We start from the raw sequence: 25,245 nt of genomic DNA, 5'->3' as shown, positions 1-25,245 counted from the left end.
CCCGCCAGATGGGGCGACGGTCAACTCGCCGTCAGTCGCGATGTTCGCCCCGCGAAGAGACGGAGGCGGCCGGCTGGGGCGCCAGGACGGGGGCGGCGACGCGCTGGGCATGGCCGCTGGGTCGCATGCGGGCGTAGCTGTGGCGCGAGGCCTCCAGCAGGATCAGCCCGGCGGTTCCGGGAAAGACCCGGCGCCCGACTTGTTCGAATCCTTCGGCCAGCGGCAGCATCGGCCCCCACGGCGGGACATAAAGGGTCTGGGACCAGGCCATCGGCTCCAGCCCGACGTCGCGCACCAGTCGTTCCAACTGGCGCCGGGTGAAGGGGCGGCCGTGACCAAAGGGGGTGTTGTCCGCCCGCGCCCACAGGCCGCCGCGGGCCGCCGCCGCCAGGATGATGCGCCCGGTCGGCGAAAGCGCGCGCACCGCTTCCAGTAGCAGGGCGGCGGGGTCGTCGGCCTCTTCCAGAGCGTGGACCAGCAGGATGCGGTCGAACGATCCGGAGGGGAAGGGCAGGCGGCGGTCGTCAACCAGCAGGGTGCGGTTGCGCCCGACCGTCGGCCAGTGTTCGACGCCTTGCCCGCCCGGCATGGCCGCGACGACGCGCCGCGCCCCGACGAAGGCGTCCAGCCAGGGCGTGGCGTAACCGACGCCCAGCACGTCGCAATCGGCCGCCTCGCCCCAGGCGTCGTCCACCCGTCGCGCCACCAGCCGTCGCGCCAGCGCTCCGGTCGGCTCGCCGTAGAAGGTTCGAAGCTCGTCGATGCTGCGCCGCATAAGCCCCACTATAGGCCTGTCGGCCGCCCTGCTGCTAGGATGGGCGCATGACCCTGGATGTGCATCTGTTTCCGTGCCGCAGCGACAACTACGGCTTCCTGATCCGCGATGCGGCGACCGGCGTGGTCGCGGCGGTCGATACGCCGGACGCGGCGCGCATTGTGGAAGAGTTGGAAGGCCTGGGCTGGGGGCGTCTGGACCTGATCCTGAACACCCACTGGCATCCCGACCACACCGAGGGCAACGCGCGGCTGAAGGCCGACTGGGCGTGCGAAATCGTCGGGCCGGAAGAGGTGCGCAAGGTCGCGCCGCTGGACCGCGTGGTCGCGGACGGCGACGTCGTGATGGTGGGCGAGACGCGGTTCGAGGTTACTGAAACGCCCGGCCACACCCTCGGCCATGTCGTGTTTCATGCGCCGGCGGACGATCTGGCCTTTACCGGCGACACCCTGTTCGCCCTGGGCTGCGGCCGGTTGTTCGAGGGTACGCCGGAGCAGATGTTCGAGAGCCTGCAGAGGCTGAAGGCCTGGCCCGATCAGACCGTGATCTGGTGCGGGCACGAATATACGGCGTCCAACGCGCGCTTCGCCCTGAGCCTGGATGACCGGCCCGAAACCGCCGCCCATGCCGAGGCGATTTTCGCGGCGCGCGCGCGGGGCGAACCGACGGTGCCGACGACGCTGGGGGTGGAGAAGCGGTTCAATCCGTTCCTGACCGCGACGGATGCGGATCAGTTCGCCGCGCGCCGGGCGGCCAAGGACAGCTTCCAGGGTTAGCGGTTCAGGGCGTCCCCGCCCACGACCCGCACGATCCGGGCCGACGACGGGCGGCCGGCGATGCCGGCGTCGGCATCGATGACGATCCGCAGCGTGCCCTGGACCAGGCTGACGCCGGGACGCCCCTGATCGGACACGACGACGCGGCGGACCCGCTCGACCTGGGCGCGCAGGTTGGAAGACCGCGCCATGCGCACGATGGCGTCACTGGCGGCCGAGACAGTGTCGGCGGCGACCTGTTCCGAGCCGGGCTGAATGTCCACGTCGATGACGATCAGACGGCCCATCGCCTGACTGGCGCGGTAGCTCTGACGCATGAAATAGTCGACCAACTGGGCCCCGGTCATGGCCGCGCTGGCCAAGCCCGGCGCCTCGCCAACGCGCGAGGCGGGCGAGCCTTGCGGGGCGGTGGTCGTGTAAAGGGTGATCGCGCCGTCAGGCGTGACCTTCAGCACCTGATCGCCGTTGTCGTTGCGATAGATGATGTCGCCGCGCGGCGCGGGCGTCGGCCGCAAGACCCAGACCTCCGTCGAGCGTTCCAGCCGCATCAGCGGCCGCGATCCGGAGGTGTCCAGGATGAACCCCTGGCCGTTGCTGCTGACATAGCGGGCGGTCGGCGGCACGGTCCGGCGGGACTGGGCATGGCTTTCGGTCGGGACGACCACGGGCGCGGCGACGCCCACGCCGATGACCGCGATGGCGGCGACCGCCATCGCGGTCACGCGTGGCGATTTTTTCGCCCTGACCGATCCCAACAACTTCATGACAGACTTGATGAAACCCGCGCGCGGCGGATTTTGGGCGAAGCCCGCCTCAACCCACCAGGTACTGACCGCCGTTCAGCGACAGTGTGCAGCCTGTGACATATCCGGCACGCTCGCCCACCAGCCAGGACACCATGTCGGCGATCTCTTCACCCTTGCCCAGGCGACCGACGGGGATGTGGCTGATGATGCCCTCCAGCACCTTGGGGTCCATGGCGCCGACCATTTCGGTGTCGATATAGCCGGGCGCTATGCAGTTCACGGTCACGCCCTTGCGCGCATTTTCCAGCGCCAGCGCCTTGGTGAAGCCGATCATCCCGGCCTTGGCGGCGGAATAGTTGGTCTGGCCGATCTGACCCTTCTGACCGTTGATCGAGGAGATGTTGACGATGCGCCCGTGACCCCGGTCGCGCATGCCGTTGATGACCTGGCGCGTCATGTTGAAGACGCTGTCCATGTTGACGCGGATCACGTCGGACCACTGGTCGTGGCTCATCTTGTGGAAGAAGCCGTCGCGGGTGATGCCGGCGTTGTTGACCAGGATGTCGATGGGGCCGAGTTGATCCTCGACCTCCTTCACCGCGCGGGCGCAGTCGTCGAAGCTGCCGACATTGCCCTTGACCACCATGACGTCCAGCGCGTCGGCGATAGCCTTGGCCGCCTCGTCGTTGCCGGAATAGCCGGCGGCGACCTTGAGGCCGTCCTCGTGCAGGCGCTGAACGATCGCCTTGCCGATGCCCCGGGTCCCGCCCGTCACGAAAGCTACGCGCGCCATATCGTCTCCTGTCCCTGTGCAGACCCTTCAGAAGGCCTTGTCGGAGTTCAGGATTAACGAGGGAGCGGAAGCGCGCAAGGCGAGAATCTGACGCGACGGAAGTTTCATGCTTCCGTCGCGTTTGGTTGATCTTCGCTTCAGGCGATCACGCGGCCAGCTTTTCCATATCGATGACAAAGCGATAGCGGACGTCGGATTTCAGCATCCGCTCATAGGCGTCGTTGATCTGATCCGGAGCGATGGTCTCGATGTCGCAGGCGATGCCGTGCTCGGCGCAGAAGTCCAGCATCTCCTGGGTTTCGCGAATGCCGCCGATCAGCGAGCCGGCGATGCGGCGACGACGCCACAGCAGGGGCATGGCGAAGACCGGCAGGCCCTCGGTCGTCAGGCCCAGCATGATCATTGTGCCGTCGCGCGCGAGCAACTGGATATGGCTGGCGATCTCGTGCGTGGCCGAGACGGTATTGATGATCAGGTCGAACTTCTCGGCGGCCGCCTTCATCGCATCCTTGTCGGAGTTGATCAGGAAGTGTTTGGCGCCCATCCGCTCGGCGTCGGCCTTCTTGCGGTCCGAGGTGGACAGGACGGTGACTTCCGCCCCCATGGCCGCCGCCAGCTTGACGGCCATGTGGCCCAGACCGCCCAGGCCGATGACCGCGACCTTGGAGCCGGGGCCAACGCCCCATTCCTTCAGCGGCGAATAGGTGGTGATGCCCGCGCACAGCAGGGGGGCGGCGACATCCAGCGCCAGGCTGTCGGGGATGGACAGGACAAAATGCTGATCGACGGTGATGTGGTCGGAATAGCCGCCCTGGGTGATGGCTTCCGACGTGCCGCCCTTCTTGTCCTTGCCGCCATAGGTGCCGGTGAAGCCGGGGATGCAATATTGCTCGACGCCTTCCTGGCAGGAGGCGCATTCACGGCAGCTGTCGACCATGCAGCCGACGCCGACGCGGTCGCCTTCCTTGAAGCGGGTGACGTTCGATCCGACCGCCTTGACCACGCCCGCGATCTCATGACCCGGCACCAGGGGGAAGGCCGTGCCGCCCGTCTCGCCGCGCGCGGCGTGCAGGTCGGAGTGGCAGACACCGCAGTATTTGATGTCGATCAGCACATCGTCGGGGCCGGGATCGCGACGCTCGAAGCTGTAGGGCGTCAGCGGCTTGTCGGCGGCGGTCGCGGCGAAAGCGCGTGTGGCGATCGGCATGGGGTAGTCCTTCAGGCTTTGCGATGAGCCGGCTTCAGATAAGGCGGCGGCACGGGTCCGCGAGACGGCGGACCGCTATTTCAGCTTTGCGATCAGCGCTTGAGCCGCCGCCGGGTTCCGCACCTTCGCACCCGAGATGAAATAGGCGAAGACCTCGCCGCGTTCAGCCCAGGCTTTCGCTTGATTTGCCACCGCCTCCAGCTCGGCCGCCGTCATGCCGGTCGGCTCGTCGTCGCGGCTGGACATCAGCCGGGCGTAGCTGAAGTCGGCGGTCGCCTCGTCGATCTGGGGCCAGGTCGGCTCCTCGTCATCGACCGCATAGACGATGGCCGCGCCGTATTTGCGGGCCAGGTCATAGAATTGTTCGGTGGCGAAGGTCGGGTTCCTGACCTCCAGCGCGTGCCGCAGCCGCACCCCGTCCTTTTCCTTGGGCAACAGCTTCAGGAAGCCTTCGAAATCCTCGGGATCGAACTTCTTGGTCCCCATGAACTGCCAGTTGATCGGGCCCAGCTTGTCGCCCAGTTCGGTCAGGCCCTGGCTCAGGAATTTGTCGAAGCTCTCGGCGCCTTCGGACAGCACCTTGCGATTGGTGCAATAGCGGCTGGCCTTGACCGAAAAGACGAAGCCGTCCGGCGTCTCGTCGCGCCATTTCTTCCAACTGTCGGGCTTGAAGGTCGAATAATAGGTGCCGTTGATCTCGATCGAGGTCAGTTTCGACGCCGCATATTCCAGCTCGCGCTTCTGAACCAACCCTTCGGGATAGAAGACCCCGCGCCACGGCTCGAACGTCCAGCCGCCGATGCCGACACGGATGGGGTGGGTCATGGTTCGCTCCGTTCGTCGCTCGATCCGACGCGTGTTGTGTCGGACTGCCAGTCTTCCAACTCGTGCCGAATGCGTCGGACGAACACGTCCGCCTCGTCGATTCGATAGAGAATGGCGTGGCTTTTGTAGAAGATCACATGGGCGTCCGCGCTCAACTCCGGTCGACCCGCTCCAAGACGTGGAAAATCCGCAAGCAAGTCCAGTTTCGCGAACAGACCCTCGATATAGTCATCGGCCTGACGGCTCCCGAACAGCTCGAGGCCTTGCAGATAGACCTGCTGCAAGTCCGCCCGCGCCGCGCGGCTTAGACGAAGCATCAGGAGGCGCGACGCAACTGGGCGCGCAGTTCTTCGATCACTTCACGTGGCGACTGGCCGGAAACACCGGAGGCGTCGGCTTCTACGATCAGCCTTTGCCAATGCGCAATCTTCTCAGCCTTGACCTGCTCGCGGCGGATCAGGTCGCGCACCACGTCCGACGTGTTGGCGTAGCGGCCGGATTTCGCCTGCTCCTCGACCCAGGCCTTCATCGGATCGGGCAGGGAGATGTTCATCGTCGCCATGGTCGGCCTCCATTTAAGCAGATTGGGCGCTTGGCAAGCTTTGTCAATGCGAACCCGGATGGCTTGGCCGCGCCGCAATGGTGGCGTCGCGCGCCGCGTCCGCTAGGATCGGTTCATGATCGCCCTTCTCGCCTTGATCGCCGCTCTGCAGTCCCCGCCGTCAGGGAACAGGATCGAACCTCTGACGGTGGTCGAGGGTCGGGCCTGCACGGCCGACGCGGCCCTGTGCGTCGGTCTGACGCAGCAGATGCACGACGGCGAGCCGGTCTTCACCCCGGTCGTCCGAGCGCCCGACGCCGTGCCTGCCGCGCCTCGAGAGGCGACGGGCGAGGTGGAGACCTATCGGCCCTGGCACGGTCTGATCCGACTGTCGGACGGCGGGTTTCTGGCCGGGGTCGAGAAGGAGGGCAGCAGCCTGTATTCGGGCGGCAGCGGCCAGGCGACCGAGCTGCGGCTATACCGGCTGGACGCCGAGGGCGATGCGGCATCGGCGCCGGTTCTGTCCGTGCCGATTCAGGGCGCGGTCATGATCCGGGCGTGCTTCACCGAAGAGGACATGAAGCGGCGCGCAGAGGTTTGCCACGACAACTACAGCTTCAAGGGCGTCCTCACCGTCGAGGCGGGAGTGGACGAGGGCGGCCTGCCGGTCCTGACCTATGAAACCACGGCGACGGCCTATCCGCGCGGCGCCTCTCGATCCGAGGATTCGTCGGAGAAACCGCCGCTGAAGCCCGCCGACCTGGTCACCTCGCGCGATCCGAGATGCAGCTTCAGCCGCCGATTCACCTTGGACGCCAAGACGGGCGAATACCAGCCGGGCAGCCCTCTGCCCGACTGCTCGGACTACACCGTCCCCTAGTAGGCGAAGTCGGCGTAGATGCGCTTCACGTCGCCCTGCCAGGCGCCGTGATACAGATCCAGCAGGCGCTCAGCAGGCGTGATCCCGCTGTCGGCGATGTCTTCCAGTTCCGACAGATAGCCGCGCTCGTCCACCATGCCGCCCGAGAATTTGGCGCGGTTCTTCAGCCCCTGTTTGGCGATGTTCACCAGGTCGACGGCGATGTCGCGCACCGATCGGCCCGCCACCTCGGCCTTCAGGCCCAGGCGGGTCACGTCGCGGCGCAGGCGCTCGTGGTCGGCGATGTCCCAGTCCTTGACCAGGTCCCAGGCGGCGGCCAGCGACGGCGCGTCGTACAGAACCCCGGCCCACAGGGCGGGCAGGGCGCAGATCCGGCTCCACGGTCCGCCGTCGGCGCCGCGCATTTCCAGATAGGCCTTCAGCCGCACCTCGGGGAAGAGGGTGGTCAGGTGGTCGTTCCAGTCCTTCAGGGTCGGATATTGGCCGGGCAGGGCGGGTAGTTTGCCGGCCTGGAAATCGCGGAACGACTGGCCCGAGGCGTCGATATAACGGCCGTCGCGCTTGGCGAAATACATCGGCGTGTCCAGCGCATAGTCGGCGTAGCGCTCGAAGCCGAACCCGTCCTCGAACACGAAGGCCAGCATGCCCGTGCGGTCGGCGTCGGTGTCCGTCCAGACGTTGGCCCGGGCCGACAGGAAGCCGTTCGGCCGGCCCTCGGTGAAGGGCGAGCAGGCGAACAGGGCGGTGGCGATGGGTTGCAGCGCCAGCGAGGTGCGGAACTTCATTACCATGTCGGCTTCGGAATCGAAGTCGAGATTGGCCTGGATGGTGCAGGTGCGCAGCATCATGTCCAGGCCCAGGGTGCCGACCTTGGGCATATAGGCGCGCATGATGTCGTAGCGGCCCTTGGGCATGACCGGCACCTGTTCGCGGGTCCACAGCGGGTCGAAACCGGCGCCCAGGAAGCCGACGCCGATCTGGTCGGCGACCTGCTTGACCTCCATCAGGTGCTGGCCGGTCTCGTTGCAGATGTCGTGGATGGTCAATAGCGGCGCGCCCGACAGCTCGAACTGACCGCCCGGCTCCAGGCTGACGGAGGCGACGAAGCCTTCGCTGTTCCGGCGCTCCAGTCCGATCAGAAACCCGTTTTCCTCGACGGGCGACCAGCCGAAGCGTTGCAGCCCCTCCAGCATGGCCTTGATGCCGTTCGGGCCGTCATAGGCGGGGCGCGCCAGCGTGGTCTTGTCGAAGCCGAACTTCTCGTGCTCGGCGCCGATGCGCCACTGGTCCTTGGGCTTGATCCCCTTGGACATGGTCTCGATCAGAGCGTCTCTGGAAAGCGGCGCGTTCTCGGCCATCTGTAACCCCTGCTGTCGCGGCTAGATGGCGGCTAAAGCCAAGTTCCTCAAGGGGGCGAGCGGAGTATTCTATCGCGCCCAATCACCGACGGCCGCCTGCCACAGGGTCATGGCGGCGATGGCGGCCGTGTCGGCGCGCAGGATGCGCGGGCCCAGCGACACGGCGGTGGTGAAGGGCAGGGACCGCAGCCGCTCGCCCTCTTCCGGCGAGAACCCGCCCTCCGGCCCGATCAGGATGGACCAGGGGCCTTCGCCTGCGTCGCGCAGGGACGAGACGGCGGGCGCCCCGCCCGTCTCGTCGCAGAACATCAGCCGGCGTCCGGTCTCCCACCCGTCCAGTAGGGCGTCTAGCTTGATCGGATCATCGACGGCGGGCACGTCCATCCGCCCGGTCTGTTCGGCGGCTTCCTCGGCGATGGCGTCCAGCCGGTCCAGGCGGATGCGGTCGGCGTTGGTGCGTTTCGTCAGGACCAGCCGCACCCGGCGCGCGCCCAGTTCGGCGGCCTTCTCCACGATGGTCTCGACCCGCGCCTTCTTCACCACCGCCACGATCAGTTCCAGATCAGGACCGAAGGTCTGGGGTCGCACCTGTTCCTCGGCGCGCAGGATCACGCCCTTCTTCAGGACTTCCGCGACCGTGCAGCGCCACTCCCCGTCGCGCCCGTTGAACACCAGCAGATCGTCTCCGGCCTTCAGCCGCATGACCTGGGTCAGATAGCGCGACTGATCCAGCGTAGGGGCCACAGCAGCGGCAGGGGCGAGGGCGCCCTTAACGCACAAACGTATCATCAAAAAACCGCTCATCCCCGCGAAAGCGGGGACCCAGTGAGAGCCTCAGATCAGGTCGTCGAACAGATCGCGCCATGCTGGATTTGACCGTTCGATCAGTTCCAGCTTCCACACGCGGTTCCATTTCTTGATCTGGCGCTCGCGTACAAAGGCCGCGTGGCGGCTGTCGTGCATCTCGAACCAGACCAGTGTGGCGCAGCCATACTTGGCGGAGAAGCCCTTGAACAGTTTGTCCCGGTGCTGGGCGGTGCGGAGGATGATGTCCTCGGTCGAGCCGGTATAGAGCGTCCCGTTCCTCTGGCTGGCGACGATATAGGTGAAGAAGGCCACCGGTGTGCTCCCCGAAAGCACTGGGTCCCCGCTTTCGCGGGGATGAGCGGAGGTTGACTGTCAGCTATTGTGAGGCTGAGCCAAAGCCAGTGCTTTGGCGGCCTTACGTTCACCTTTCCAAAAGGCACGCTTCGCCCACCGAAGGTGTTTCCACCGTTCGGGAGGCGGGGTGAGTATGTCCTTCTTCATGGTCGCCATTCTGCAACCATAGATCATTGTCTTTCGATTGTCTCGGCGCTACAGCGTTCGCGCGATCAGCAGCTTCATGATCTCGTTGGTGCCGCCGTAGATGCGCTGGACGCGGGCGTCCTTGTACAGCTGGGCGATCGGATATTCGTTCATGTAGCCGTATCCGCCGTGGAGCTGCAGCATCTCGTCGATGGTCTCGCCCTGGATGTCGGTGACCCAGTATTTGGCCATGGAGGCGGTGGCGGCGTCGAGTTTGCCCTGCAGATGCAGGCCGATGCAGTGGTCGGTGAAGACCTTGGCGACGGTCAGCTTGGTCTTGACCTCGGCCAGTTTGAACTGGGTGTTCTGGAAGTCGATGACGCGCTTGCCGAAGGCCTTGCGCTCCTTGACGTAGGCCAGTGTCGCCTCAAGCCCGCGCTCGGCGGCGGCGACGCCCTGGACGGCGATGTTCAGCCGCTCCTGAGGCAGTTGCTGCATCAGCTGGACGAAGCCCTGGCCCTCGGTTCCGCCGATGATGTTGTCGCCGGGGACCTTCACGTCGTTGAAGAACAGTTCGGAGGTGTCGTTGGCCTCCATGCCAATCTTGTGCAGGTTGCGACCACGCTCGAACCCTTCCGCGCCGTCGGTCTCGACCACGATCAGCGAGGTGCCCTTGGCGCCCTCGGCCGGATCGGTCTTGGCGACCACGATCAGGAAGTTGGCCAGCTGGCCGTTGGTGATGAAGGTCTTGGAGCCGTTGACGACATAGCCGTTGCCCGACTTGACCGCCGTGGTCTTGACGCCTTGCAGGTCCGAGCCCGCGCCCGGTTCGGTCATGGCGATAGCGCCGACCAGTTCGCCCGATTGCAGGCGCGGCAGCCAGCGCTGCTTCTGTTCCTCGGTGCCGTAATGCCAGATGTAGGGCATGACGATCGCGTTGTGCAGCGAAATGCCGAAGTGGTCCGCGCCCTTCCAGCCCAGCTGACGCATCAAGACGACCTCGTGCCGATAGTCGCCGCCGAAACCGCCGTCCTCTTCCGGCAGCGACAGGCCCAGCAGACCCGCCTCGCCCGCGTCATTCCACAGCTGACGCGGCACCGAGGAGTCAGCGATCCATTGCTGCACCTTCTCAAGCGGCGCGTGCTCGTCGATCCATTTGCCGACGCTGTCGGAGAAGAGGGTGATCTCTTCTTCACGCATGAAATCGGGATCGGGGCTGCCCAGCACGTTCATCGGTTTCGTCCCTGAGGTTTGCGGGCTTTTGCCCGTCTGGTTGATAAGAAAAACGGGCCGGCGAGATCGCCGACCCGTTTCGTCGTCAGTCTGAGATCAGAACGCCTCGGCCGGCATGGCCATCAGCACGTCGGCGCCGGTCTTCATCTTCTTCAGATGGGCTTCCGCGTCGGGCAGGATGCGCTCGACGAAGTAGCGGCCGGTCTGGAGCTTGGCGGAGTAATAGGGGTCGGTCGAACCGGCCTCGACCTGGGCTTGAGCGACCTTGGCCATCTGCGCCCACATATAGGCCAGCGCCGTCAGGCCGAAGACGTTGAGATAGTCCGTCGAGGCGGCGCCGGCGTTGTCCGGATTGGCCATGCCGTTCTGCATCAGCCACATGGTGCCGTCCTGCAGTTTGGCCTTCACGTCCGCCAGGCCGTCGACGAAGGGCTTGATCGCTTCATTGCCGCTGTTCTCGGCGACGAAGGCGTCGATCTCGCCGAACCAGGTCATGATGGCGCGACCGCCGTTGGCGGGCAGCTTGCGGCCGACCAGATCCAGCGCCTGGATGCCGTTGGTGCCCTCGTAGATCATGGTGATGCGGGCGTCGCGCAGATACTGCGAGGCGGTGAAGTGTTCGGTGTAGCCCGAACCGCCGTGCACCTGCATGCCCAAAGACGCGACGTGGAAGCCCTTGTCGGTCAGATAGGCCTTCAGCACCGGCGTCAGCAGGCCCATGTAATCCTTGGCCTTCTGGGCCACGGCCGCGTCTTCGGACTTCTCAAGGTCGGCGTGAAGCGCGGTCCACAGGATGAAGGCCTGGCCGCCCTCGACGAAGGCCTTGGACTCCAGCAGCATGCGGCGCACGTCGGGGTGGACCATAATGCTGTCGGCCGGGCCGTCCGGGTTCTTCGGTCCGGTCAGCGAACGGCCTTGCAGGCGGTCCTTGGCGAACTCGACGGCGGCCTGATAGGCGGCGGTGCCGATGGCCAGACCTTGCAGGCCGGTGCCGAGGCGGGCTTCGTTCATCACGACGAACATATTGTTCATGCCGCGGCCTTCTTCGCCGATCAGCCAGCCCTTGGCGCCGTCGTACTGCATGACGGCGGTGGCGTTGCCGTGGATGCCCATCTTGTGCTCGAGGCCGGCGCATTCCAGGCTGTTGCGCTCGCCCAGCGAACCGTCCTCACTCACCAGGAACTTGGGCACGACGAACAGCGACAGGCCCTTGATGCCCGGAACCGCGCCTTCGACGCGGGCCAGCACCGTGTGGATGATGTTGTCGGCGAAGTCGTGCTCGCCCGCCGAGATCCAGATCTTCTGGCCGGTGATCGAATAGGAGCCGTCGCCGTTCGGCACGGCCTTGGTGCGCACCATGCCCAGATCCGTGCCGCACTGCGGCTCGGTCAGGTTCATCGTGCCCGACCATTCGCCGGTCGCCATCTTGGGCAGATACTTCTGCTTCAGCTGTTCGGACGCATTGGCGTGGATGCCGGCATAGGCGCCCGCGGTCAGGCCCGGATACATCGAAAAGGCGGCCGAGGCGCCGGCCGTCATCTGGCCGAAGGCCGAGGCCACCACGCTGGGCATGCCCTGACCGCCGTAGGCCGGGTCGGCGGCCAGCGCCATCCAGCCGGCTTCGGACATGGCCTTGTAGGCTTCCTTCCAGCCCTTGGGTCCGGTCACCACGCCGCCCTCGGCCCAGTGGCAGCCTTCCTTGTCGCCCGGATTGTTGATCGGGGCGATGACCTCGTCGGCGAACTTGGCGCCTTCTTCCAGAATCTGGCTGACCAGATCCGAAGAGACGTCCTGGAAGCCCGGCTGGTTGGTGTAGCGGTCGATCTCCAGCACTTCATTCAGGATGAAGGTGAAGTCGCGGACAGGCGCCTTGTAGGCCATGGATTACGCTCTTGCTTTGAAGGGGTGGTGGTGGTCGTGGTTGAGACGCGCGCGCAGCAGCTTCTCATAGTCTTCGGCGCCCGGCAGCAGGTCGGGGCGGTGTTCGGACAGTTTGGATTCCATCCAGGCGCAGGCCTGTTCGGCCGTCTCGATGGCGCCTTCGATGTCTTCCAGCTGCTGTTTCAGCGCCGCGATCTGGGCGCGGTGCCGCACCAGGGCCACGGCCATCTGGTGGACGTTGTGATCCTTCTGATCATAGAGATCCATCATGTCCTGGATCTCCTGAAGGGTGAAGCCGATGCGGCGGCCCCTCAGGATCAGTTTCAGCCGGGCGCGGTCGCGCGCGTCATAGACGCGGGTCTGGCCCTTGCGCGCGGGCGTCAGCAGGCCCTTGTCCTCATAGAATCGCAGGGCGCGCGCCGTGGCGCCGAACTCGCGGCACAGCTGGCGAATGGAATAGGTGCGGTGGTCGTCGGCGGTGGCCATACGCCTTCATAACTTGACGTGCGCGTAAAGGGAAGAGGCTTACGCGCACGTAAGGGTAAGCTTTTCGCCTTTCCCGACGATCAGGCATGAAAAAGCCCGGAGCCTGGGGGAGGCTCCGGGCGCAAACGCCGGACTGGAGGGGGGAGAGGGGCCCGGCGTTCGATCTCTTTCAAATCAAGCCTTGCGGCGGCCCAGCAGCACCGGGATGGTGATGGCCAGCAGGATGGCGTTGACCGCCGCCAGTCCGAAGTCCTGGCTCAGCGCATGGATCGTCATCATGGTCGCTTCCATGACGATCAGGCCGACTACCGCCGTCAGCAGCAGCGGGCGACCCACCCGCCACGAGATCAGCGGGCTCAGCACGCCCATGGCCAGAACGATCTCGACCACGCCCAGGCCGCGCACCATGTTCTCGGGCGCGACGGCGGGCCAGCCCATCAGATTGATCAGGTTGGTCATCGGCTCGGTCAGCTTGGCGTAGCCGGCGGCGATGAAGAACATCGCGATCCAGCCCTGCAGCGTCCAAAGGGCGATGTTGGCGTAGGCGGCGCGGTTGCGCGACGGCGCGGTGGTGAAGGTCGAGGTGGTCATCGGGGAGGACGCCTGAAGGTCATGAACGGCTGCGATCCGACCTCAGGAGCCGTTCGCTGAAGCCTATATAGCGGCGCTTCAGACGGTTGTCATCATGCGATGACATCAACTGATGACATCAGCTGATGACTTTCTGTTACGGGCCGGGGGCATTGGGCCGATTCCCAATGCCCCACAAGGATTTGCGACGCGAGATTTCAGTCTTCGGGCTGCGGCCCCGGCGTCTGGACGATCAGGTCGCCGGGCTGGCAGTCCAGTTCGCGGCACAGGGCGTCCAGGGTGGAGAAGCGCACCGCGCGGGCCTTACCGGTCTTCAGGATCGACAGATTGGCCAGGGTGACGCCGACGCGGTCGGATAGTTCGGTCAGGGACATCCGGCGTTCGAGCAGCAGCCGGTCCAGTTGGATCATGATCATGGCGTGCGCTCCTCAGACCGTGGTCAGCTGTTCGTCGCGCATGGCCGACCCTTGCCGGAACACCTCGGCCAGGATGAAGACCACCAGAATGCCCAGCCAGGACCCCAGGTCGAAGTCGTAGTCGGACGGCGACTGGCCGATGCTCTGCGGGGCGACGAAGACCAGCAGCAGCGCCGTCAGCTGAATGCCGATCAGGCCCAGACCTACGCCTTGCAGCCGTTTGACGTTGGCGAACTCGAACGCGTCGCCCTGATTGACCGACAGCAGGATGCGCCGCAGCCGGTTGATGATCCACCAGGTGAAGCCGCAGGCCATCGCCGCGCCCAGCAGGGTCAGACGACCTGTCCATTGCAGGGTGTTGCTCGGATCGGCGCTCGCGCCTTTCAGCCCGTCGATCAAGCCTGCGCCGAAGCTGGGCACGATCAGGGTGAACAGGAAGACCAGGATCGTGGCGACAGCGCCGATCATCACGAACACATTGACGAAGCCCAGCAGCCAGCGCAGGACGCTGGCGACGGAATATTTGCCGATCATCTTCATCTCGAAGCCCTTCCATTCGGGTCGCCCTCCGCGACCGCCTTGGTGACTATCGATATGGATTTATCGATAAACAGGCAAGAAAATTATCGATAAACGAGATGAAGCTTTCGTAAGATTCGGCATCAGGCCGTTAAGTCCCAGGCCAAACGCGCCGCTTCCAGCCGCTCCAGCTTGTCATGGAAGGGCGTCCAGTCGTCGGCGTCGGCGACGGCGGCCCAGATCGCCTCGACCTCGTCGATCAGCATCTCCTCCGGTTCGCGCGCGGCGAACATCGGATGCTCCAGCCGCTCGATCCGGTCCGGTTCGTGTTCCATCAACGCAAAGCGGAAGGCGTCGAAGGCCTCGCCCTGATACAGTTTGGCGCGCGGTCTCGACAGGGCGCGGGCCGAGGAGGCGAAACCGCCGAACCAGTCGAAAAATAGCGGCTCCCACCGCAGGGCCGCGCCGCCCTCTCGCAACAGGGCCAAGGTCGTATCGACCAGCCGCTGATCCGCCGCCTCGCCCAGGCTCAGCACCCCCAGCCGCATCAAGAACGCGGCCCTCAGTTCGCGAATATAGGCGGGACCGAAGCCGTTCAGCGCATCCGTCAGCGGCTCGACCTCGGCGACCAGTTTCAGGCACCCGGCCAACTGCGTCAGGTTCCAGAACACCGCCTCCGGCTGACGTGCGAAGGCGTAGAGGCCTGTCTGATCGAAATAGGCGGCGGTGAAGGCCGGGTCGTATTCGGGCAGGAACCGCCAGGGGCCGTAGTCGAAGCTCTCGCCCGTGACGTTCAGATTGTCGGTGTTCAGCACCCCGTGCACGAAGCCGGCCGCGATCCACCGCGCCGTCAGTTTCGCCGAGGCCTCGACGACAGCCCGCAGCAGGCCGGGTGCATCGCCGGCGGCGACGCCCGGATGATACAGGGTGCGCACATGTTCGATCAGCGCCTCGATCTGGTCCTTGCGCCCCAGATAGGCCGCGCGTTGGAATGTGCCGAACCGCACATGGCTGTGCGACAGGCGCACCAGCACAGCCGACCGCGTCGGAGAAGGCTCGTCACCGCGCTCCAGCGCCTCGCCGGTCTCGATCAGCGAAAAGGCGCGGCTGGTCGGGACGCCTAGCGCCTCCAGCATCGTCGCCGCCAGCACCTCGCGCACACCGCCCTTCAGCGTCAGCCGCCCATCCCCGCCGCGCGACCAGGGCGTCCGGCCGGATCCCTTGGTCCCCAGGTCCATCAGCCGACCCGAGGCATCACGCATCTGCGCCGCCAAGAACCCCCGCCCATCGCCCAGATCGGGATTGTAGTGCCGGAATTGATGCCCGTGATAACGCATGGCGATCGGACCGGGCTGTCCCGACAGAGGCTCGAACCGTCCGAAGGCGGCGATCCATTCCGCCTCGCTCAGCCCCTCCAGCCCGACTTCGGCGGCCGCGCGGTCGTTGCGAAACCGCAGGGTCGTCTGGGGAAAATCTGCGGCCTGGACCGCATCGGCATAGTCCGCGCCCAAGTCGAAGAAGCGCGGTTCGGGGGTGTAGGCGGTAGAGACGGGCATGGCCGCTAGGTGCGGTCACCAGACGGGAAGCGCAACCGCTATCGGCAGAACTACGGTGAACGGCGGTTAACCGCGATTAAAGGCCTTGTCGCGCATGGGTCGGGAGATATGTCCGGGGCCTCGCCGACAAAGCGCATCCTGAAGACGACCGTGGCCGCCGCCACGGCCGGCGCCGTCGTGTTCGCGCCGATGGCGCCGCTGGCCCAGGAAGTCGGCCGGTCGCGCGATCCGCTGTCCATCAATATCGGCGCAAACGCCGAGTTCACGCGGGTCGAGTTCGGCGGCGTGATCGGGGTGCGCTCGCGCATCAGCCGCGAGGGCGACAAGGTCGTCGTTCGGCTGGGGACCACCGCTGCGCCCGACGTCTCGCGATTGAAGGTCGATCCGCCGGCCGGGGTGAAGTCGGTCGAGACGCGGCCGAGCCGGGGCGCGGGCGGCACGGACCTGATCCTGACGCTGGAACAGGGCGCGGATGCGCGCTCGGGCGTCGCGGACGGGGCGGTGTGGCTGAACCTCTATGCGCCCGGCAAGGCGCCGGAGGGCGGCGACGCCGCCGCGCCGCAGACGACCAAGGCCGTGGTGCCGGTGCGGGCCGAGACGGCCGGCGGCAAGACCGTCCTGACCTTCGACTGGGGCGCGCCGGTGGGGGCGGCGGTCTTCCGCCGGGGCGACGCGGTCTGGGTCGTGTTCGACACGGCCGCCCGTATGGATATGAGCGGCGCCAAGACGCTGGGATCGGCCAAGAACGCCCAGTGGGCGGCTGGGCCGGGCTATACGGCCCTGAGGATCGCCGAACCCGAAGGGCTGGGCGTCTCGGCGCAGGGCCAGGGCGGGACCTGGACCGTGACCTTGGGCGGCCCGGACGGCGCGGCTGGCGGGGTCGAGGTCGGCCGGTCCGACGACGGCGCGCCGGTGCTGGTGGCGCAGATGGCCGGGGCGACCAAGGCGGTCTGGCTGACCGATCCGCTGGTTGGCGACCGGTTCGCGGCGGTGACGGCCCTGGCGCCCGGCAAGAGTTACGCCGGCGGACGGCGCACGGTCGATCTGAGCCTGATCCCGACGGCGCAGGGCCTGGCGGTCGAGACGGCGGCCGACGACCTGAAGATCGAGGCGGCGGGAGATCTGGTGACGCTGAGCCGGCCCAAGGGGCTGGCGCTGTCGTCGCCGGCGGCCGGGCTGGAGACGGGCGACCACAATGCGGATGCGCCCAAGCGGGCGGCCTATCCGGCGCTGATCGACGAGGCCTGGGCCGCGACGGGCGAGGCGGGCTTCTCGGACCGCTATCGCCGGCTGCAGGATGCGGCCGGGCTGGAGACGATCGCAGCGGCGGACAATCCGCGCGCGCCGATCGAGGCGCGGATGGCGCTCGCTCGGTTCCTGGTCGGGTCGGGACTGAACTATGAGGCCATCGGGGTGCTGAACGCCCTGATCGCCAAGGCGCCCAACCTGCAAGGCGAGCCCGAAGTGCGCGGCCTGCGCGGCGTGGCGCGCGTCGGCGTCGGGCGGTTGGAGGAGGCCCAGGTTGATTTCGCGGGCGCGGCCCTGGCCAACGATCCGGCGACCAAGGTCTGGCTGGGCTATATCGCTTCGGAGATGGGCGACTGGGAAGGGGCGCGTCGCAACTTCGCCGCCGGCGCCCCGGCCATCGACAGCTTCCCCAAGGAATGGCGCGCGCGATTCGGCGCGGCCCACGCCATGGCCGCGATCCAGTTGAACGATCTGCCCGCCGCGCAGCAATTGCTGACCTATGTGTTCAGCCAGGATGCGCCGGCGGTCGATCAACTGACCGCACGTCTGGTGCAGGCGCGGATGTTCGAGCTGAATGGCGACAAGAACCGGGCGCTGGCGGTCTACAAGGCCGTGGCGCGCGCGCCGTTGGACGGGATCGCGACGCCGGCGAAACTGGGCGCCATCAGCCTGGAGCTGGACAAGGGTGCGATCACGCCGGATCAGGCGACGGCCCAGTTGGAACAGCTGAAATGGCGCTGGCGCGGGGATGCGACCGAGATGGCGGTCGTGCGCAAACTGTCGGGCATCTATCTGCAACAGGGGCGATACCGCGAGGCGCTGGACGCCCTGCGCGGCGCGGGCAAGCGGATGGCGGGCGTGCCGGGCGCAGCCGAGGTGCAGGCGGATCAGGCCAACGCCTTCCGCGCCCTGTTCCTGGACGGGGCGGCGGACGGTTTGCAGCCGGTGCAGGCGCTGGCGCTGTTCTATGACTTCCGCGAACTGACCCCGATCGGGGCGGACGGCGACGAAATGGTGCGGCGTCTGTCGCGCCGGCTGATCGACGTGGACCTGCTGGATCAGGCCGCCGAGCTTCTGAAGCACCAGGTGGACGAGCGTCTGGACGGGGTGGCCAAGGCCCAGGTCGCGACCAATCTGGCCACCGTCTATCTGATGGACCGCCAGCCGGAGAAGGCGTTGCAGGCCATCTGGGGTTCGCGCATCACCCTGCTGCCCAATGCGATGAACAGCGAGCGCCGGGCGCTGGAGGCGCGCGCCCTGATGGATCTGGGCCGGTTCGACCATGCGCTGGAGGTGCTGGACCGGGATCAGTCGAACCCGGCGCGCGAGGTGCGGGCCGACATCTTCTGGAAGCAGCAGAAGTGGGGCGAGGCGGCGCCGATCTATGAGGCGCGGCTGGGCGATCGCTACAAGACCGCGACCATACCGCTGACGCCAGCCGAGGAGAGCTGGCTGATCCGGGCGGGCGTCGGCTACTCGCTGGCCGGCGATCGGGCCGCGTTGCAGCGGCTGAGCGGGCGCTTTGGGCCGATGGTTCCCGGCGCGCGGTCGGCGGCGGCGCTGCGGGTCGCGCTGGACGACAATCTGTCGGGCGTGGCGGGAACGGGCGACTTCGCCAATCTGTCCAGCCAGGCCGACACCTTCGTCGGCTGGGTCAACAGCGCCAAACAGGCGTTCAGAAAAGACGCCGACGCCAAGAGCGCCGCCTAAATCGAAACGGGCGGAGATCGCATCGCGACCCCCGCCCGTCGAGCATTGCCGGTCCTGCATCGCAGGACCGAAAAGGCTTAGCCGTTGACGGCGTCCTTCAGCGGCTTGGAGACGCGGAAGCGCACGGCCTTGGAGGCGGCGATCTTGATGGTCGCGCCGGTAGCCGGGTTGCGGCCTTCGCGCTCAGCGCGGTCGGCGGTGTCGAAGACGCCCAGGTTCGAGATGCGGATGTCGCCGCCCGACTTCAGGGTCGAGTGGATGTTTTCGACGATCGCGGTCAGCACCTTGCCGGCGTCGGCCTGCGAAACACCAGCGTCCTTGGCGACGGCGGCGATCAGTTCGGCTTGAGTGGTCATAAGAAGCGTTTCCAGTGTTAGTCGCCCGATTCCGAGCGAGGACCGGGGGATCAACACGGATTTCCATACGCTTTGCAAGCGCCGATGACGCTTAAAGCCATATGGGGCGGGGGATTATCCGGTACCGGACGCCCGCTGGAAGCTCTCGACCAGGCTTCCGGCGACCAATCGCCAGCCGTCCACCAGCACGAAGAAGATCAACTTGAAGGGGAGGGACACAACCACCGGAGGGAGCATCATCATGCCCATGGACATCAGCACGCTGGCCACCACTAGATCGATCACAAGGAACGGAACGAAAAGGAGAAATCCGATTTCGAAGGCCTTCTTCAGCTCGCTGATCATGAAGGCCGGGGTGACCACACGCAGGGGCAGGTCCTGGACGTTCTGGGGCGGGTCGATCTTCGAGAGACGGGTGAACAGGGCGAGGTCCCCGCGGTCCACCTGGGCCAGCATGAAGGTTTTTACGGGTTCGGACGCCTGATCGAAGGCTTGGGGCAGTTCGATCTGCTGATCCATCAGCGGACGAATGCCCGAATCATAGGCGTCCTGCCAGGTCGGGGCCATGACGATGGCGCTCAGGAACAGCGACAGGGACACCAGGACGGCGTTCGGCGGCGACTGTTGCAGGCCCAGCGCCGTGCGCAGCAGCGACAGGACCACGATGATCCGCACGAAGCTGGTGGTCATGATGACGATGGACGGCGCCAAGGACAGGACGGTCATCAGACCGACCAGCTGGACCACGCGCTGGGTCAGGCCGGCGCCGGTGCCCAGATCAATGTTCAGGGCCGAGCCGCTTTGCGCCGCCTGCTGAGCCAGGGCCGCGACGGGCCAGGCCAGGCAGACCAGAGTGGTGAACAACGACAGCAGGGCCGCGCGTTTCAGCTCGGCGCTGGTGGGGCTTACGAACACCTTCTCCCTCCCCCGGCGGGGGAGGGTGGTCGCGGAGCGACCGGGTGGGGGCGCCTCGGAACAGGCGTGCGATGTGATGCGGAACAGGCGTGCGATGGATCGCCCTGCCGCCCCCACCCGACCTCGCTGCGCTCGTCCACCCTCCCCCGCCGGGGGAGGGAGAGTTTCGGTGCGGCCGGTCATTGGCCTATCCCCTGCTGACGCGGCTCGATTAGTTCGCGACCTTCGCCCAACAGGATCAGCCGTTCCTCGTCGTCGACGCGGACCAGAACGAGGCGACGGGCGGGGTCCAGCACCAGGGTCTCGACGACCTGAAGCCGGCGCTCGCCGCGCTCAGCGTTCAGCCGGGCCAGAATTTGCGGCGCATAGCGGCGCGCAGCCCAGGCCGCGATCCCGATCAGGCCGAGGGTGAAGGCCAGGCCGAAGACCGCCCGGGCGAGATCGAGGAAATTCATGACGCTGCAAAGGCCCCGCGCAGTCCGCGCTTAGACCCTGAATGTTAACCAGCACGGTTAACGACCCGTTGAGATAACCCCCTATTAACCATCCAGGCGGCATTTTCTGCCCATCGCGCGCATTCGCGTCGCACGGGAGACCGCCATGGGCGTCGCCGACATACCGCTGCTGGGGCAGATCAAGGGCCGACTGGGCTGGCTGGACGCACGCCAGCGGGTCATAGCCGAGAACGTCGCCAACGCCGATACGCCGGGCTTCGTCGGGCGCGACCTGAAACAGCCGACCGACTTCGCCGCCGCCATGCGCTCGGGCGGGGGGCTGCAGATGGTGCGCACCAATGCGGCCCATATCGCGCCTGCCGGTTCACCGGTGCGGTTCGCTCCGACCAAGGCGCCCGATTCGGAGACCACGCTGGACGGCAATTCGGTGGTGGTCGAAGAGCAGATGCTGAAAATGGCCGAGAGCCGCATGGCCTATGACGCCGCCATCGGCTTCTACCAGAAATCCATGTCCATGATCCGCATGGCCGCCAAGCGGCCGGGCGCCTGAGCCGATGGCCGAGAAGGACTGACCCATGCCTGATCCCATCCCCCCTTCGAACAGCGCCATGGCGGTGGCGGCCTCGGCCCTGAAGGCGCAGCAGTCGCGCATGCGCGTGATCGCCGAGAACATCGCCAACGCCCAGTCGACGGCGCGCACGCCGGGCGGCGAGCCCTATCGCCGCCAGATCCCGGTCTTCCAGGCGCGCGAGGTCGATGGGGCGACCGGCGTCACCCTGGCCGAGGTCCGGCCCGACCAGGGCGACTTCAAGATGGACTATGACCCGTCGCACCCGGCCGCGAACGCGCAGGGGTATGTGATGCGGCCCAATGTCGACACCCTGGTCGAGGCGATGGACATGCGCGAGGCGCAGCGCGCCTATGAGGCCAATCTGAACGTCATCGAGACGGCGCGGTCGATGGACAGCCGCACCCTCGACATCATCAAACGCTGAGGACTAGGCCATGAATCCGATGATGGCCGCCAAGGCCTATGCCGCCGTTCAGGGCGGCGCCATGCCGACCGGACTCTCCGGCGCAGCCCATGCGCCCGGCGTCGGGGACGGCGGCTTCGCCGACCTGGTCAAGAACGCCATGACCGACATGACCCAGCAGTCGCGCGCGGCCGAAACCGAGATGACCCGCTCGGTCCAGGGCCAGGGCAATCTGATCGATGTGGTCACGGCGCTGAGCTCGGCCGAGGCGTCCCTGGAAACGGTGATCTCGGTCCGCGATCAGGTGATTTCCGCCTATAAGGAAATTATGGCGATGCCGATCTGACAGCGGGTCAGAAGTAGCGTTCGCCGATCCGCAGGGTGTCGCCGGGCGAAACACGCGCATCGGCGGTCAGCGGCTGGGCTTCTTCGACCTGTGATCCGGCGCGACGCACGAAGACGCGGCGCGTGTTGGCGCGATAGGTGAAGCCTTGGGCCGTCGCCACGGCGTTCAGCACCGTCAGGTCCGGCAGATAGGGGTATTCTCCCGGCCGATTGACCTCGCCCAGGATGTAGATCGGCCGATAGGTCAGGACCTGGGCGGTGACGCGCGGCTGGTTCAGATAGCCCTGGCTCAGGGCTTGAGCGACGGCGTCCTGAAGCTGGGCGCCCGTCAGGCCGGCAGCTTGGACCTCGCCGATCAGGGGCAGGGCGATCCGGCCGTTGGCGTCGATCACGAACTCGCCGCCCAGCGCCGCCTCGCCGAAGACGTCGATGCGCACCTTGTCGGCGGAGGCGAGGCGGTAGTCCGACACGCCCTGAGGCGCAAAGGCGGTCAGGCCCAGCGACAGGATCGCGACCAGCAGGCCGATGCCTCTTCTTGCCCCCACTGTCATCGCCCCAAATCGTTCCGGGTGTGAATGCTAAACGTGTCGGTTGTTCGGGTCTAGGGGCGGTCCGACAGGATACGGGCGGCGAGATCGCGGGCTTGGCCGCGCAGGTCGGGCACGGCCGTCATCTCCCAGAAGGCGCCGCGCGTCAGGGGGCCGATAGCGTGAAGACCGCGCGCGGGTGCGCCCGCCCCGTCCAGCAGGCCGCCCTCGTCATCGACCTGCAGGCCCAGGCCCAGGGGATCGGGGCGACCGTAACCCTTGTCCAGGATATCCCGGATCATCGGTTCGGTGCTCTTGGAGATCACGCCCAGCGGCCCGGTGCAGTTCACGACCAGATCGAACCGTTCCTTGATGGCGCGCTTCTTTCCGCGCGGACGCCACGAGACCTCGATGACGTCGGTGGCCTTCAGCTCGGTCAGCTTGCCGGCCAGGATCGTCAGTTCGCCGGCAGCCAGCATGGAATGGATGTCGCGGGCCGGACCGGGCGACAGGCGGTGGCGATGCACGTCCCACAGGGGACGCAGATGGCGCAGAAAGCGGCTGCGCTCGACCCGCGACCAGCCGCGCCAGATGTCGCGCGCGGAATGGCGCAGGCGGTCGAACACGGCGCGCCAGTCGGCCTCGGCGGTCGCGGCGCGGATCTGGCGCAGGATTTCGGCCGGGCTGCCCGAAAAGCCGCCGACATAGGGCGTGGGCGGAACGGTCGCGTGGGCGCGGGGCAAAAGACCGTGACGCGACAGGGCGGTCAGGCGGCGTCCGGGCCGGCGCAGGGTGATGGCCGCATCCACCATCGTCAGGCCCGACCCGATCAGCAGGACGTTGCGGGCGTCGCGCGCCGTCTGAGGATCGAACCGCCAGGGGTTTTCGACATAGGCGGGGGAGGCGCGCACCGCGTCCTCGACGCCGGAGGGCGAGGCGGGCTCCAGATTGCCCAACGCCAGCACGACCTGATCGGCCGCGACCTCTCCGTCGCTGGTCAGGATACGCCAGCCTTCGTTCTGGCGATCGATCGAATGAGCCTCGGCGCCGATCAGGGTCAGGCGGTCGGGGGCGTCGTCCAGCGCCTCGTCCAGCAGGGCCTGAAGATAGTCGCCGTAGACGCCGCGGGTGATGAAGCCGTCCTGCGCGCGCCATGACGGCTGTTCGGCCAGCCAGTCGGCCAGGTGACTGGGCTGGTCGGGAAAGGCGCTCATATTGTCCAGGCGGACGTTCAGCAGATGGCCGGGATTGCCGGTGTCATAGGCGGTGCCGGGACCGAAGACGCCGCGCCGTTCGATCAGGGTGACGCGCACGTCGCGCGAGGCCTTCAGCAGATTGACGGCGGTCAGCAGACCGCTGAAACCCGCGCCGACGATGGCGACATGCGGTCCATTCTGCTGCGGCACGCGCACCCCCGTTTTCCGTTTCCGTCGCTGTCGATAACATGCGCCGGGCCAGACGGATCATGGCGATAAATATCTATCTGGCCAGTAGGAATATGGCCGCCGCGTTTCAATCGACGGCCAGGCTTGTGCCGTCTTTCCGGGGCGTCCGAAGGACGAACCCGAAACCTAGGAGACGCGCATCCGGCGGCGAATGCGTTCAGTAGCGCGACCTTGGCCCTGGGTTCCGGGTTCTTCGCTGCGCTCAGCCCCGGAATGACGATTTAGGGCGATCAGCGACGACGCCGCCCTGCGCGCAAATCGGCCAGCGCCAGGGGGATCAGGCTCCAGGGCTCGACGCAGTAGCGGACGAACAGCCGTTTGGGATCATGCAGCAGGCGATAGGCCCATTCGATGCCGGCGCGTCCCATCCAGCGCGGGGCCGCGCTTTGAACCCCCGCCTCATAGTCGAAGGCGGCGCCGACCGACAGGATGACGCAATCGGGCAGGCGCTCGAAATTGTCGGCGATCCAGAGCTCCTGGCGTGGCATTCCCATGCCGACGAACAGGATGTGGGGCTGGAAGGCTATGATCCGATCCAGGACGGCGGCGTTCTCGGACGACCCGGGCCGGGCGTCGAAGAAGCCGTGGTGGATGGCGATGTCGGCGTCCGGATAGCGGAGCTTCAGCCGGCGGGCCGCCTCGTCGCCGACGCCGGGCGCGCCGCCGACGGACAGGACCCGCCAGCCCTCGCGGTTCGCCACGCTCCAGAAATGGTCGCGCCAGTCCAGATAGGTGCAGCGGTGAAAGCCCCGGCTGTGCAGGCCCAGGGCGCGCGAGAAGGCCAGAAGCGGCGTCGAATCGACCTCGATCAGATCAGCCCTGTCGTAGAAGGCGGCGAGTTCAGGCCGCTTCTGCATCAGATAAAGGCTGTGCAGGTTGTGATTGGCGATCAGGCTCTTTGCCCCTTGTCGCACCGCCTGCTGGATGTGGTGCAGCACCTCTTCCGGCTTCACCAGATCCATCGATTGACCCAGGATCGTGACCCGCTCGTGGGCGCGGCGGTTCTGGCGGAACGGCGCGCGCGGCCGGGCGCGACGCTCCGTAGCGAAGCGCTCTGGCGCAGAGGGGCTGAGAGACGGGTCCGCCATGAGGCGCTTCTAGGCGACCTGGCCTCAAGACGGGGTTAGAAAACAGGCTTAGCGCCCATTAAGTCGCCGCCGGACGCGGATCGAAAATGATGTGCGGCCAGGCTTGGTGCGCCGCGCGCGCAAGAAATCTCGCAAAGGCGAAAAATCCTTGTTGACCCCGCCCGGAGCCTCCCTTAGAGGTCCGCGCCTTCCCGATGGAAACGCCGCAAGGCGCTGCCGACGGGGCCCAGATGGCGGAATTGGTAGACGCGCTGGCTTCAGGTGCCAGTGGCTTAACGGCCGTGGAGGTTCGAGTCCTCTTCTGGGCACCAT

Annotated in this window: 29 protein-coding genes and 1 tRNA gene; 7 read left to right on the top strand and 23 right to left on the bottom strand. The window is 66.6% G+C overall.

The annotated features are described in order from the left end of the window. Positions 1-31: 31 nt before the first annotated feature. The gene (locus tag LG306_RS15675) at positions 32-775 is read right to left on the bottom strand and encodes a methyltransferase domain-containing protein (protein ID WP_404416479.1); all 744 of its coding nucleotides are present in this window, start codon (positions 773-775) and stop codon (positions 32-34) included. Positions 776-822: 47 nt separating this feature from the next. Between LG306_RS15675 and gloB the strand changes: the two genes are divergently transcribed. Then, a complete protein-coding gene (gloB, locus tag LG306_RS15670; RefSeq protein WP_404416476.1) occupies positions 823-1,551 on the top strand; it encodes a hydroxyacylglutathione hydrolase in 729 nt (242 codons plus the stop codon). On the opposite strand, the gene LG306_RS15665 is transcribed toward gloB, so the two are convergent. The 6 genes from LG306_RS15665 to LG306_RS15640 form a co-directional block, all read right to left on the bottom strand. After that, positions 1,548-2,264, bottom strand: coding sequence for a DUF4908 domain-containing protein (locus LG306_RS15665; RefSeq protein ID WP_404419750.1), 717 nt, complete (start codon positions 2,262-2,264; stop codon positions 1,548-1,550). The genes gloB and LG306_RS15665 overlap by 4 nt on opposite strands. Before the next feature lie 100 nt (positions 2,265-2,364). Continuing rightward, positions 2,365-3,090, bottom strand: coding sequence for an acetoacetyl-CoA reductase (phbB, locus tag LG306_RS15660; protein ID WP_404416473.1), 726 nt, complete (start codon positions 3,088-3,090; stop codon positions 2,365-2,367). A gap of 145 nt (positions 3,091-3,235) precedes the next feature. Next, positions 3,236-4,297, bottom strand: a complete 1,062-nt coding sequence (locus tag LG306_RS15655; RefSeq protein ID WP_295165947.1) for an NAD(P)-dependent alcohol dehydrogenase — start codon at positions 4,295-4,297, stop codon at positions 3,236-3,238. Between the two features lie 75 nt (positions 4,298-4,372). After that, positions 4,373-5,122 (bottom strand): DUF72 domain-containing protein, encoded by a 750-nt coding sequence (locus LG306_RS15650; protein WP_404416469.1) that lies wholly within the window; start codon positions 5,120-5,122, stop codon positions 4,373-4,375. Continuing rightward, positions 5,119-5,406 carry a type II toxin-antitoxin system RelE/ParE family toxin gene (locus LG306_RS15645; protein WP_404416466.1) on the bottom strand — a complete coding sequence of 96 codons (288 nt, stop codon included), beginning with the start codon at positions 5,404-5,406 and terminating at the stop codon, positions 5,119-5,121. Before LG306_RS15645 ends, LG306_RS15650 begins: the two co-directional genes overlap by 4 nt. 32 nt (positions 5,407-5,438) lie before the next feature. After that, a complete protein-coding gene (locus LG306_RS15640; protein WP_404416463.1) occupies positions 5,439-5,684 on the bottom strand; it encodes a type II toxin-antitoxin system ParD family antitoxin in 246 nt (81 codons plus the stop codon). Between the two features lie 115 nt (positions 5,685-5,799). On the opposite strand from LG306_RS15640, the gene LG306_RS15635 reads away from it, so the two are divergent. Next, on the top strand, positions 5,800-6,543 hold the full coding sequence (locus tag LG306_RS15635) for a hypothetical protein (protein WP_404416460.1): 744 nt from the start codon (positions 5,800-5,802) through the stop codon (positions 6,541-6,543). On the opposite strand, the gene LG306_RS15630 is transcribed toward LG306_RS15635, so the two are convergent. The 10 genes from LG306_RS15630 to LG306_RS15585 all read right to left on the bottom strand — a co-directional run bounded on the left by LG306_RS15630 (position 6,540) and on the right by LG306_RS15585 (position 15,870). Continuing rightward, positions 6,540-7,901: a glutamate--cysteine ligase gene (locus LG306_RS15630; protein WP_404416457.1), complete on the bottom strand. Its 1,362-nt coding sequence runs from the start codon at positions 7,899-7,901 to the stop codon at positions 6,540-6,542. The two genes, LG306_RS15635 and LG306_RS15630, sit on opposite strands and share 4 nt — an antisense overlap. 69 nt (positions 7,902-7,970) lie before the next feature. After that, positions 7,971-8,690 (bottom strand): 16S rRNA (uracil(1498)-N(3))-methyltransferase, encoded by a 720-nt coding sequence (locus LG306_RS15625; RefSeq protein ID WP_404416454.1) that lies wholly within the window; start codon positions 8,688-8,690, stop codon positions 7,971-7,973. A gap of 45 nt (positions 8,691-8,735) precedes the next feature. Beyond that, on the bottom strand, positions 8,736-9,020 hold the full coding sequence (locus tag LG306_RS15620) for a GIY-YIG nuclease family protein (RefSeq protein ID WP_017505875.1): 285 nt from the start codon (positions 9,018-9,020) through the stop codon (positions 8,736-8,738). A gap of 237 nt (positions 9,021-9,257) precedes the next feature. Continuing rightward, complete coding sequence (locus LG306_RS15615) at positions 9,258-10,421, bottom strand: acyl-CoA dehydrogenase family protein (protein ID WP_055806174.1); 1,164 nt, start codon at positions 10,419-10,421, stop codon at positions 9,258-9,260. Positions 10,422-10,517: 96 nt separating this feature from the next. Continuing rightward, positions 10,518-12,302: an acyl-CoA dehydrogenase C-terminal domain-containing protein gene (locus tag LG306_RS15610; protein WP_404416449.1), complete on the bottom strand. Its 1,785-nt coding sequence runs from the start codon at positions 12,300-12,302 to the stop codon at positions 10,518-10,520. Positions 12,303-12,305: 3 nt separating this feature from the next. Next, positions 12,306-12,788, bottom strand: a complete 483-nt coding sequence (locus tag LG306_RS15605; protein ID WP_039244783.1) for a MerR family DNA-binding transcriptional regulator — start codon at positions 12,786-12,788, stop codon at positions 12,306-12,308. Positions 12,789-12,962: 174 nt separating this feature from the next. Beyond that, on the bottom strand, positions 12,963-13,379 hold the full coding sequence (locus LG306_RS15600; protein WP_404416444.1) for a DoxX family protein: 417 nt from the start codon (positions 13,377-13,379) through the stop codon (positions 12,963-12,965). A gap of 197 nt (positions 13,380-13,576) precedes the next feature. Continuing rightward, positions 13,577-13,795 carry a helix-turn-helix transcriptional regulator gene (locus LG306_RS15595; RefSeq protein ID WP_039244779.1) on the bottom strand — a complete coding sequence of 73 codons (219 nt, stop codon included), beginning with the start codon at positions 13,793-13,795 and terminating at the stop codon, positions 13,577-13,579. A gap of 12 nt (positions 13,796-13,807) precedes the next feature. Next, complete coding sequence (locus LG306_RS15590) at positions 13,808-14,335, bottom strand: DUF2975 domain-containing protein (RefSeq protein ID WP_404416441.1); 528 nt, start codon at positions 14,333-14,335, stop codon at positions 13,808-13,810. Between the two features lie 122 nt (positions 14,336-14,457). Then, the gene (locus LG306_RS15585; protein WP_404416438.1) at positions 14,458-15,870 is read right to left on the bottom strand and encodes a protein adenylyltransferase SelO; all 1,413 of its coding nucleotides are present in this window, start codon (positions 15,868-15,870) and stop codon (positions 14,458-14,460) included. Positions 15,871-15,978: 108 nt separating this feature from the next. On the opposite strand from LG306_RS15585, the gene LG306_RS15580 reads away from it, so the two are divergent. Continuing rightward, positions 15,979-18,828 carry a tetratricopeptide repeat protein gene (locus LG306_RS15580; RefSeq protein WP_404416435.1) on the top strand — a complete coding sequence of 950 codons (2,850 nt, stop codon included), beginning with the start codon at positions 15,979-15,981 and terminating at the stop codon, positions 18,826-18,828. A gap of 77 nt (positions 18,829-18,905) precedes the next feature. Here LG306_RS15580 and LG306_RS15575 read toward each other — a convergent pair whose 3' ends face one another. The 3 genes from LG306_RS15575 to LG306_RS15565 form a co-directional block, all read right to left on the bottom strand. Further along, positions 18,906-19,184: an HU family DNA-binding protein gene (locus LG306_RS15575; RefSeq protein ID WP_017506838.1), complete on the bottom strand. Its 279-nt coding sequence runs from the start codon at positions 19,182-19,184 to the stop codon at positions 18,906-18,908. A 114-nt stretch (positions 19,185-19,298) separates the two neighbouring features. Further along, complete coding sequence (fliP, locus tag LG306_RS15570) at positions 19,299-20,099, bottom strand: flagellar type III secretion system pore protein FliP (RefSeq protein WP_404416431.1); 801 nt, start codon at positions 20,097-20,099, stop codon at positions 19,299-19,301. A gap of 179 nt (positions 20,100-20,278) precedes the next feature. Continuing rightward, positions 20,279-20,554, bottom strand: a complete 276-nt coding sequence (locus LG306_RS15565; protein WP_404416428.1) for a FliO/MopB family protein — start codon at positions 20,552-20,554, stop codon at positions 20,279-20,281. Positions 20,555-20,699: 145 nt separating this feature from the next. Here LG306_RS15565 and flgB point away from each other — a divergent pair, with 145 nt between their 5' ends. The 3 genes from flgB to LG306_RS15550 are packed head-to-tail and all read left to right on the top strand — an operon-like array spanning position 20,700 to position 21,874. Then, the gene (gene flgB, locus LG306_RS15560) at positions 20,700-21,104 is read left to right on the top strand and encodes a flagellar basal body rod protein FlgB (RefSeq protein ID WP_017506835.1); all 405 of its coding nucleotides are present in this window, start codon (positions 20,700-20,702) and stop codon (positions 21,102-21,104) included. 25 nt (positions 21,105-21,129) lie between these two features. Beyond that, positions 21,130-21,549 carry a flagellar basal body rod protein FlgC gene (flgC, locus tag LG306_RS15555; RefSeq protein ID WP_369796239.1) on the top strand — a complete coding sequence of 140 codons (420 nt, stop codon included), beginning with the start codon at positions 21,130-21,132 and terminating at the stop codon, positions 21,547-21,549. A 10-nt stretch (positions 21,550-21,559) separates the two neighbouring features. Further along, a complete protein-coding gene (locus LG306_RS15550; RefSeq protein WP_404416423.1) occupies positions 21,560-21,874 on the top strand; it encodes a flagellar hook-basal body complex protein FliE in 315 nt (104 codons plus the stop codon). A gap of 7 nt (positions 21,875-21,881) precedes the next feature. Here the strand turns inward: LG306_RS15550 and LG306_RS15545 are convergent, their stop codons facing one another. From LG306_RS15545 to LG306_RS15535, 3 genes are all read right to left on the bottom strand, one after another. Next, positions 21,882-22,424, bottom strand: a complete 543-nt coding sequence (locus tag LG306_RS15545; protein WP_404416420.1) for a polysaccharide biosynthesis/export family protein — start codon at positions 22,422-22,424, stop codon at positions 21,882-21,884. A gap of 50 nt (positions 22,425-22,474) precedes the next feature. Further along, the gene (locus LG306_RS15540) at positions 22,475-23,812 is read right to left on the bottom strand and encodes an FAD/NAD(P)-binding protein (RefSeq protein WP_404416417.1); all 1,338 of its coding nucleotides are present in this window, start codon (positions 23,810-23,812) and stop codon (positions 22,475-22,477) included. Positions 23,813-24,075: 263 nt separating this feature from the next. Continuing rightward, complete coding sequence (locus LG306_RS15535) at positions 24,076-24,933, bottom strand: WecB/TagA/CpsF family glycosyltransferase (protein WP_404416414.1); 858 nt, start codon at positions 24,931-24,933, stop codon at positions 24,076-24,078. 224 nt (positions 24,934-25,157) lie between these two features. On the opposite strand from LG306_RS15535, the gene LG306_RS15530 reads away from it, so the two are divergent. Beyond that, positions 25,158-25,244, top strand: a tRNA-Leu gene (locus LG306_RS15530). The last annotated feature ends 1 nt before the right edge of the window (position 25,245 follow it).

It is taken from the genome of Brevundimonas vesicularis (assembly GCF_044807075.1).
GTDB classification, from domain to species: domain Bacteria; phylum Pseudomonadota; class Alphaproteobacteria; order Caulobacterales; family Caulobacteraceae; genus Brevundimonas; species Brevundimonas vesicularis_G.
The sequence above is the reverse complement of the archived record's forward strand: the minus strand, read 5'-3'. Positions and strand labels throughout refer to the sequence as shown.

Excerpts from the sequence above, each read along its gene's own strand:
- LG306_RS15675 (WP_404416479.1), bottom strand. The coding sequence starts at position 775 with ATGCGGCGCAGCATCGACGAGCTTCGAACCTTCTACGGCGAGCCGACC.
- gloB (WP_404416476.1), top strand. The coding sequence starts at position 823 with ATGACCCTGGATGTGCATCTGTTTCCGTGCCGCAGCGACAACTACGGC.
- LG306_RS15665 (WP_404419750.1), bottom strand. The coding sequence starts at position 2,264 with ATGGCGGTCGCCGCCATCGCGGTCATCGGCGTGGGCGTCGCCGCGCCC.
- phbB (WP_404416473.1), bottom strand. The coding sequence starts at position 3,090 with ATGGCGCGCGTAGCTTTCGTGACGGGCGGGACCCGGGGCATCGGCAAG.
- LG306_RS15655 (WP_295165947.1), bottom strand. The coding sequence starts at position 4,297 with ATGCCGATCGCCACACGCGCTTTCGCCGCGACCGCCGCCGACAAGCCG.
- LG306_RS15650 (WP_404416469.1), bottom strand. The coding sequence starts at position 5,122 with ATGACCCACCCCATCCGTGTCGGCATCGGCGGCTGGACGTTCGAGCCG.
- LG306_RS15640 (WP_404416463.1), bottom strand. The coding sequence starts at position 5,684 with ATGGCGACGATGAACATCTCCCTGCCCGATCCGATGAAGGCCTGGGTC.
- LG306_RS15635 (WP_404416460.1), top strand. The coding sequence starts at position 5,800 with ATGATCGCCCTTCTCGCCTTGATCGCCGCTCTGCAGTCCCCGCCGTCA.
- LG306_RS15630 (WP_404416457.1), bottom strand. The coding sequence starts at position 7,901 with ATGGCCGAGAACGCGCCGCTTTCCAGAGACGCTCTGATCGAGACCATG.
- LG306_RS15625 (WP_404416454.1), bottom strand. The coding sequence starts at position 8,690 with ATGATACGTTTGTGCGTTAAGGGCGCCCTCGCCCCTGCCGCTGCTGTG.
- LG306_RS15615 (WP_055806174.1), bottom strand. The coding sequence starts at position 10,421 with ATGAACGTGCTGGGCAGCCCCGATCCCGATTTCATGCGTGAAGAAGAG.
- LG306_RS15610 (WP_404416449.1), bottom strand. The coding sequence starts at position 12,302 with ATGGCCTACAAGGCGCCTGTCCGCGACTTCACCTTCATCCTGAATGAA.
- LG306_RS15605 (WP_039244783.1), bottom strand. The coding sequence starts at position 12,788 with ATGGCCACCGCCGACGACCACCGCACCTATTCCATTCGCCAGCTGTGC.
- LG306_RS15600 (WP_404416444.1), bottom strand. The coding sequence starts at position 13,379 with ATGACCACCTCGACCTTCACCACCGCGCCGTCGCGCAACCGCGCCGCC.
- LG306_RS15595 (WP_039244779.1), bottom strand. The coding sequence starts at position 13,795 with ATGATCATGATCCAACTGGACCGGCTGCTGCTCGAACGCCGGATGTCC.
- LG306_RS15590 (WP_404416441.1), bottom strand. The coding sequence starts at position 14,335 with ATGAAGATGATCGGCAAATATTCCGTCGCCAGCGTCCTGCGCTGGCTG.
- LG306_RS15585 (WP_404416438.1), bottom strand. The coding sequence starts at position 15,870 with ATGCCCGTCTCTACCGCCTACACCCCCGAACCGCGCTTCTTCGACTTG.
- LG306_RS15580 (WP_404416435.1), top strand. The coding sequence starts at position 15,979 with ATGTCCGGGGCCTCGCCGACAAAGCGCATCCTGAAGACGACCGTGGCC.
- LG306_RS15575 (WP_017506838.1), bottom strand. The coding sequence starts at position 19,184 with ATGACCACTCAAGCCGAACTGATCGCCGCCGTCGCCAAGGACGCTGGT.
- LG306_RS15565 (WP_404416428.1), bottom strand. The coding sequence starts at position 20,554 with ATGAATTTCCTCGATCTCGCCCGGGCGGTCTTCGGCCTGGCCTTCACC.
- flgB (WP_017506835.1), top strand. The coding sequence starts at position 20,700 with ATGGGCGTCGCCGACATACCGCTGCTGGGGCAGATCAAGGGCCGACTG.
- flgC (WP_369796239.1), top strand. The coding sequence starts at position 21,130 with ATGCCTGATCCCATCCCCCCTTCGAACAGCGCCATGGCGGTGGCGGCC.
- LG306_RS15550 (WP_404416423.1), top strand. The coding sequence starts at position 21,560 with ATGAATCCGATGATGGCCGCCAAGGCCTATGCCGCCGTTCAGGGCGGC.
- LG306_RS15545 (WP_404416420.1), bottom strand. The coding sequence starts at position 22,424 with ATGACAGTGGGGGCAAGAAGAGGCATCGGCCTGCTGGTCGCGATCCTG.
- LG306_RS15535 (WP_404416414.1), bottom strand. The coding sequence starts at position 24,933 with ATGGCGGACCCGTCTCTCAGCCCCTCTGCGCCAGAGCGCTTCGCTACG.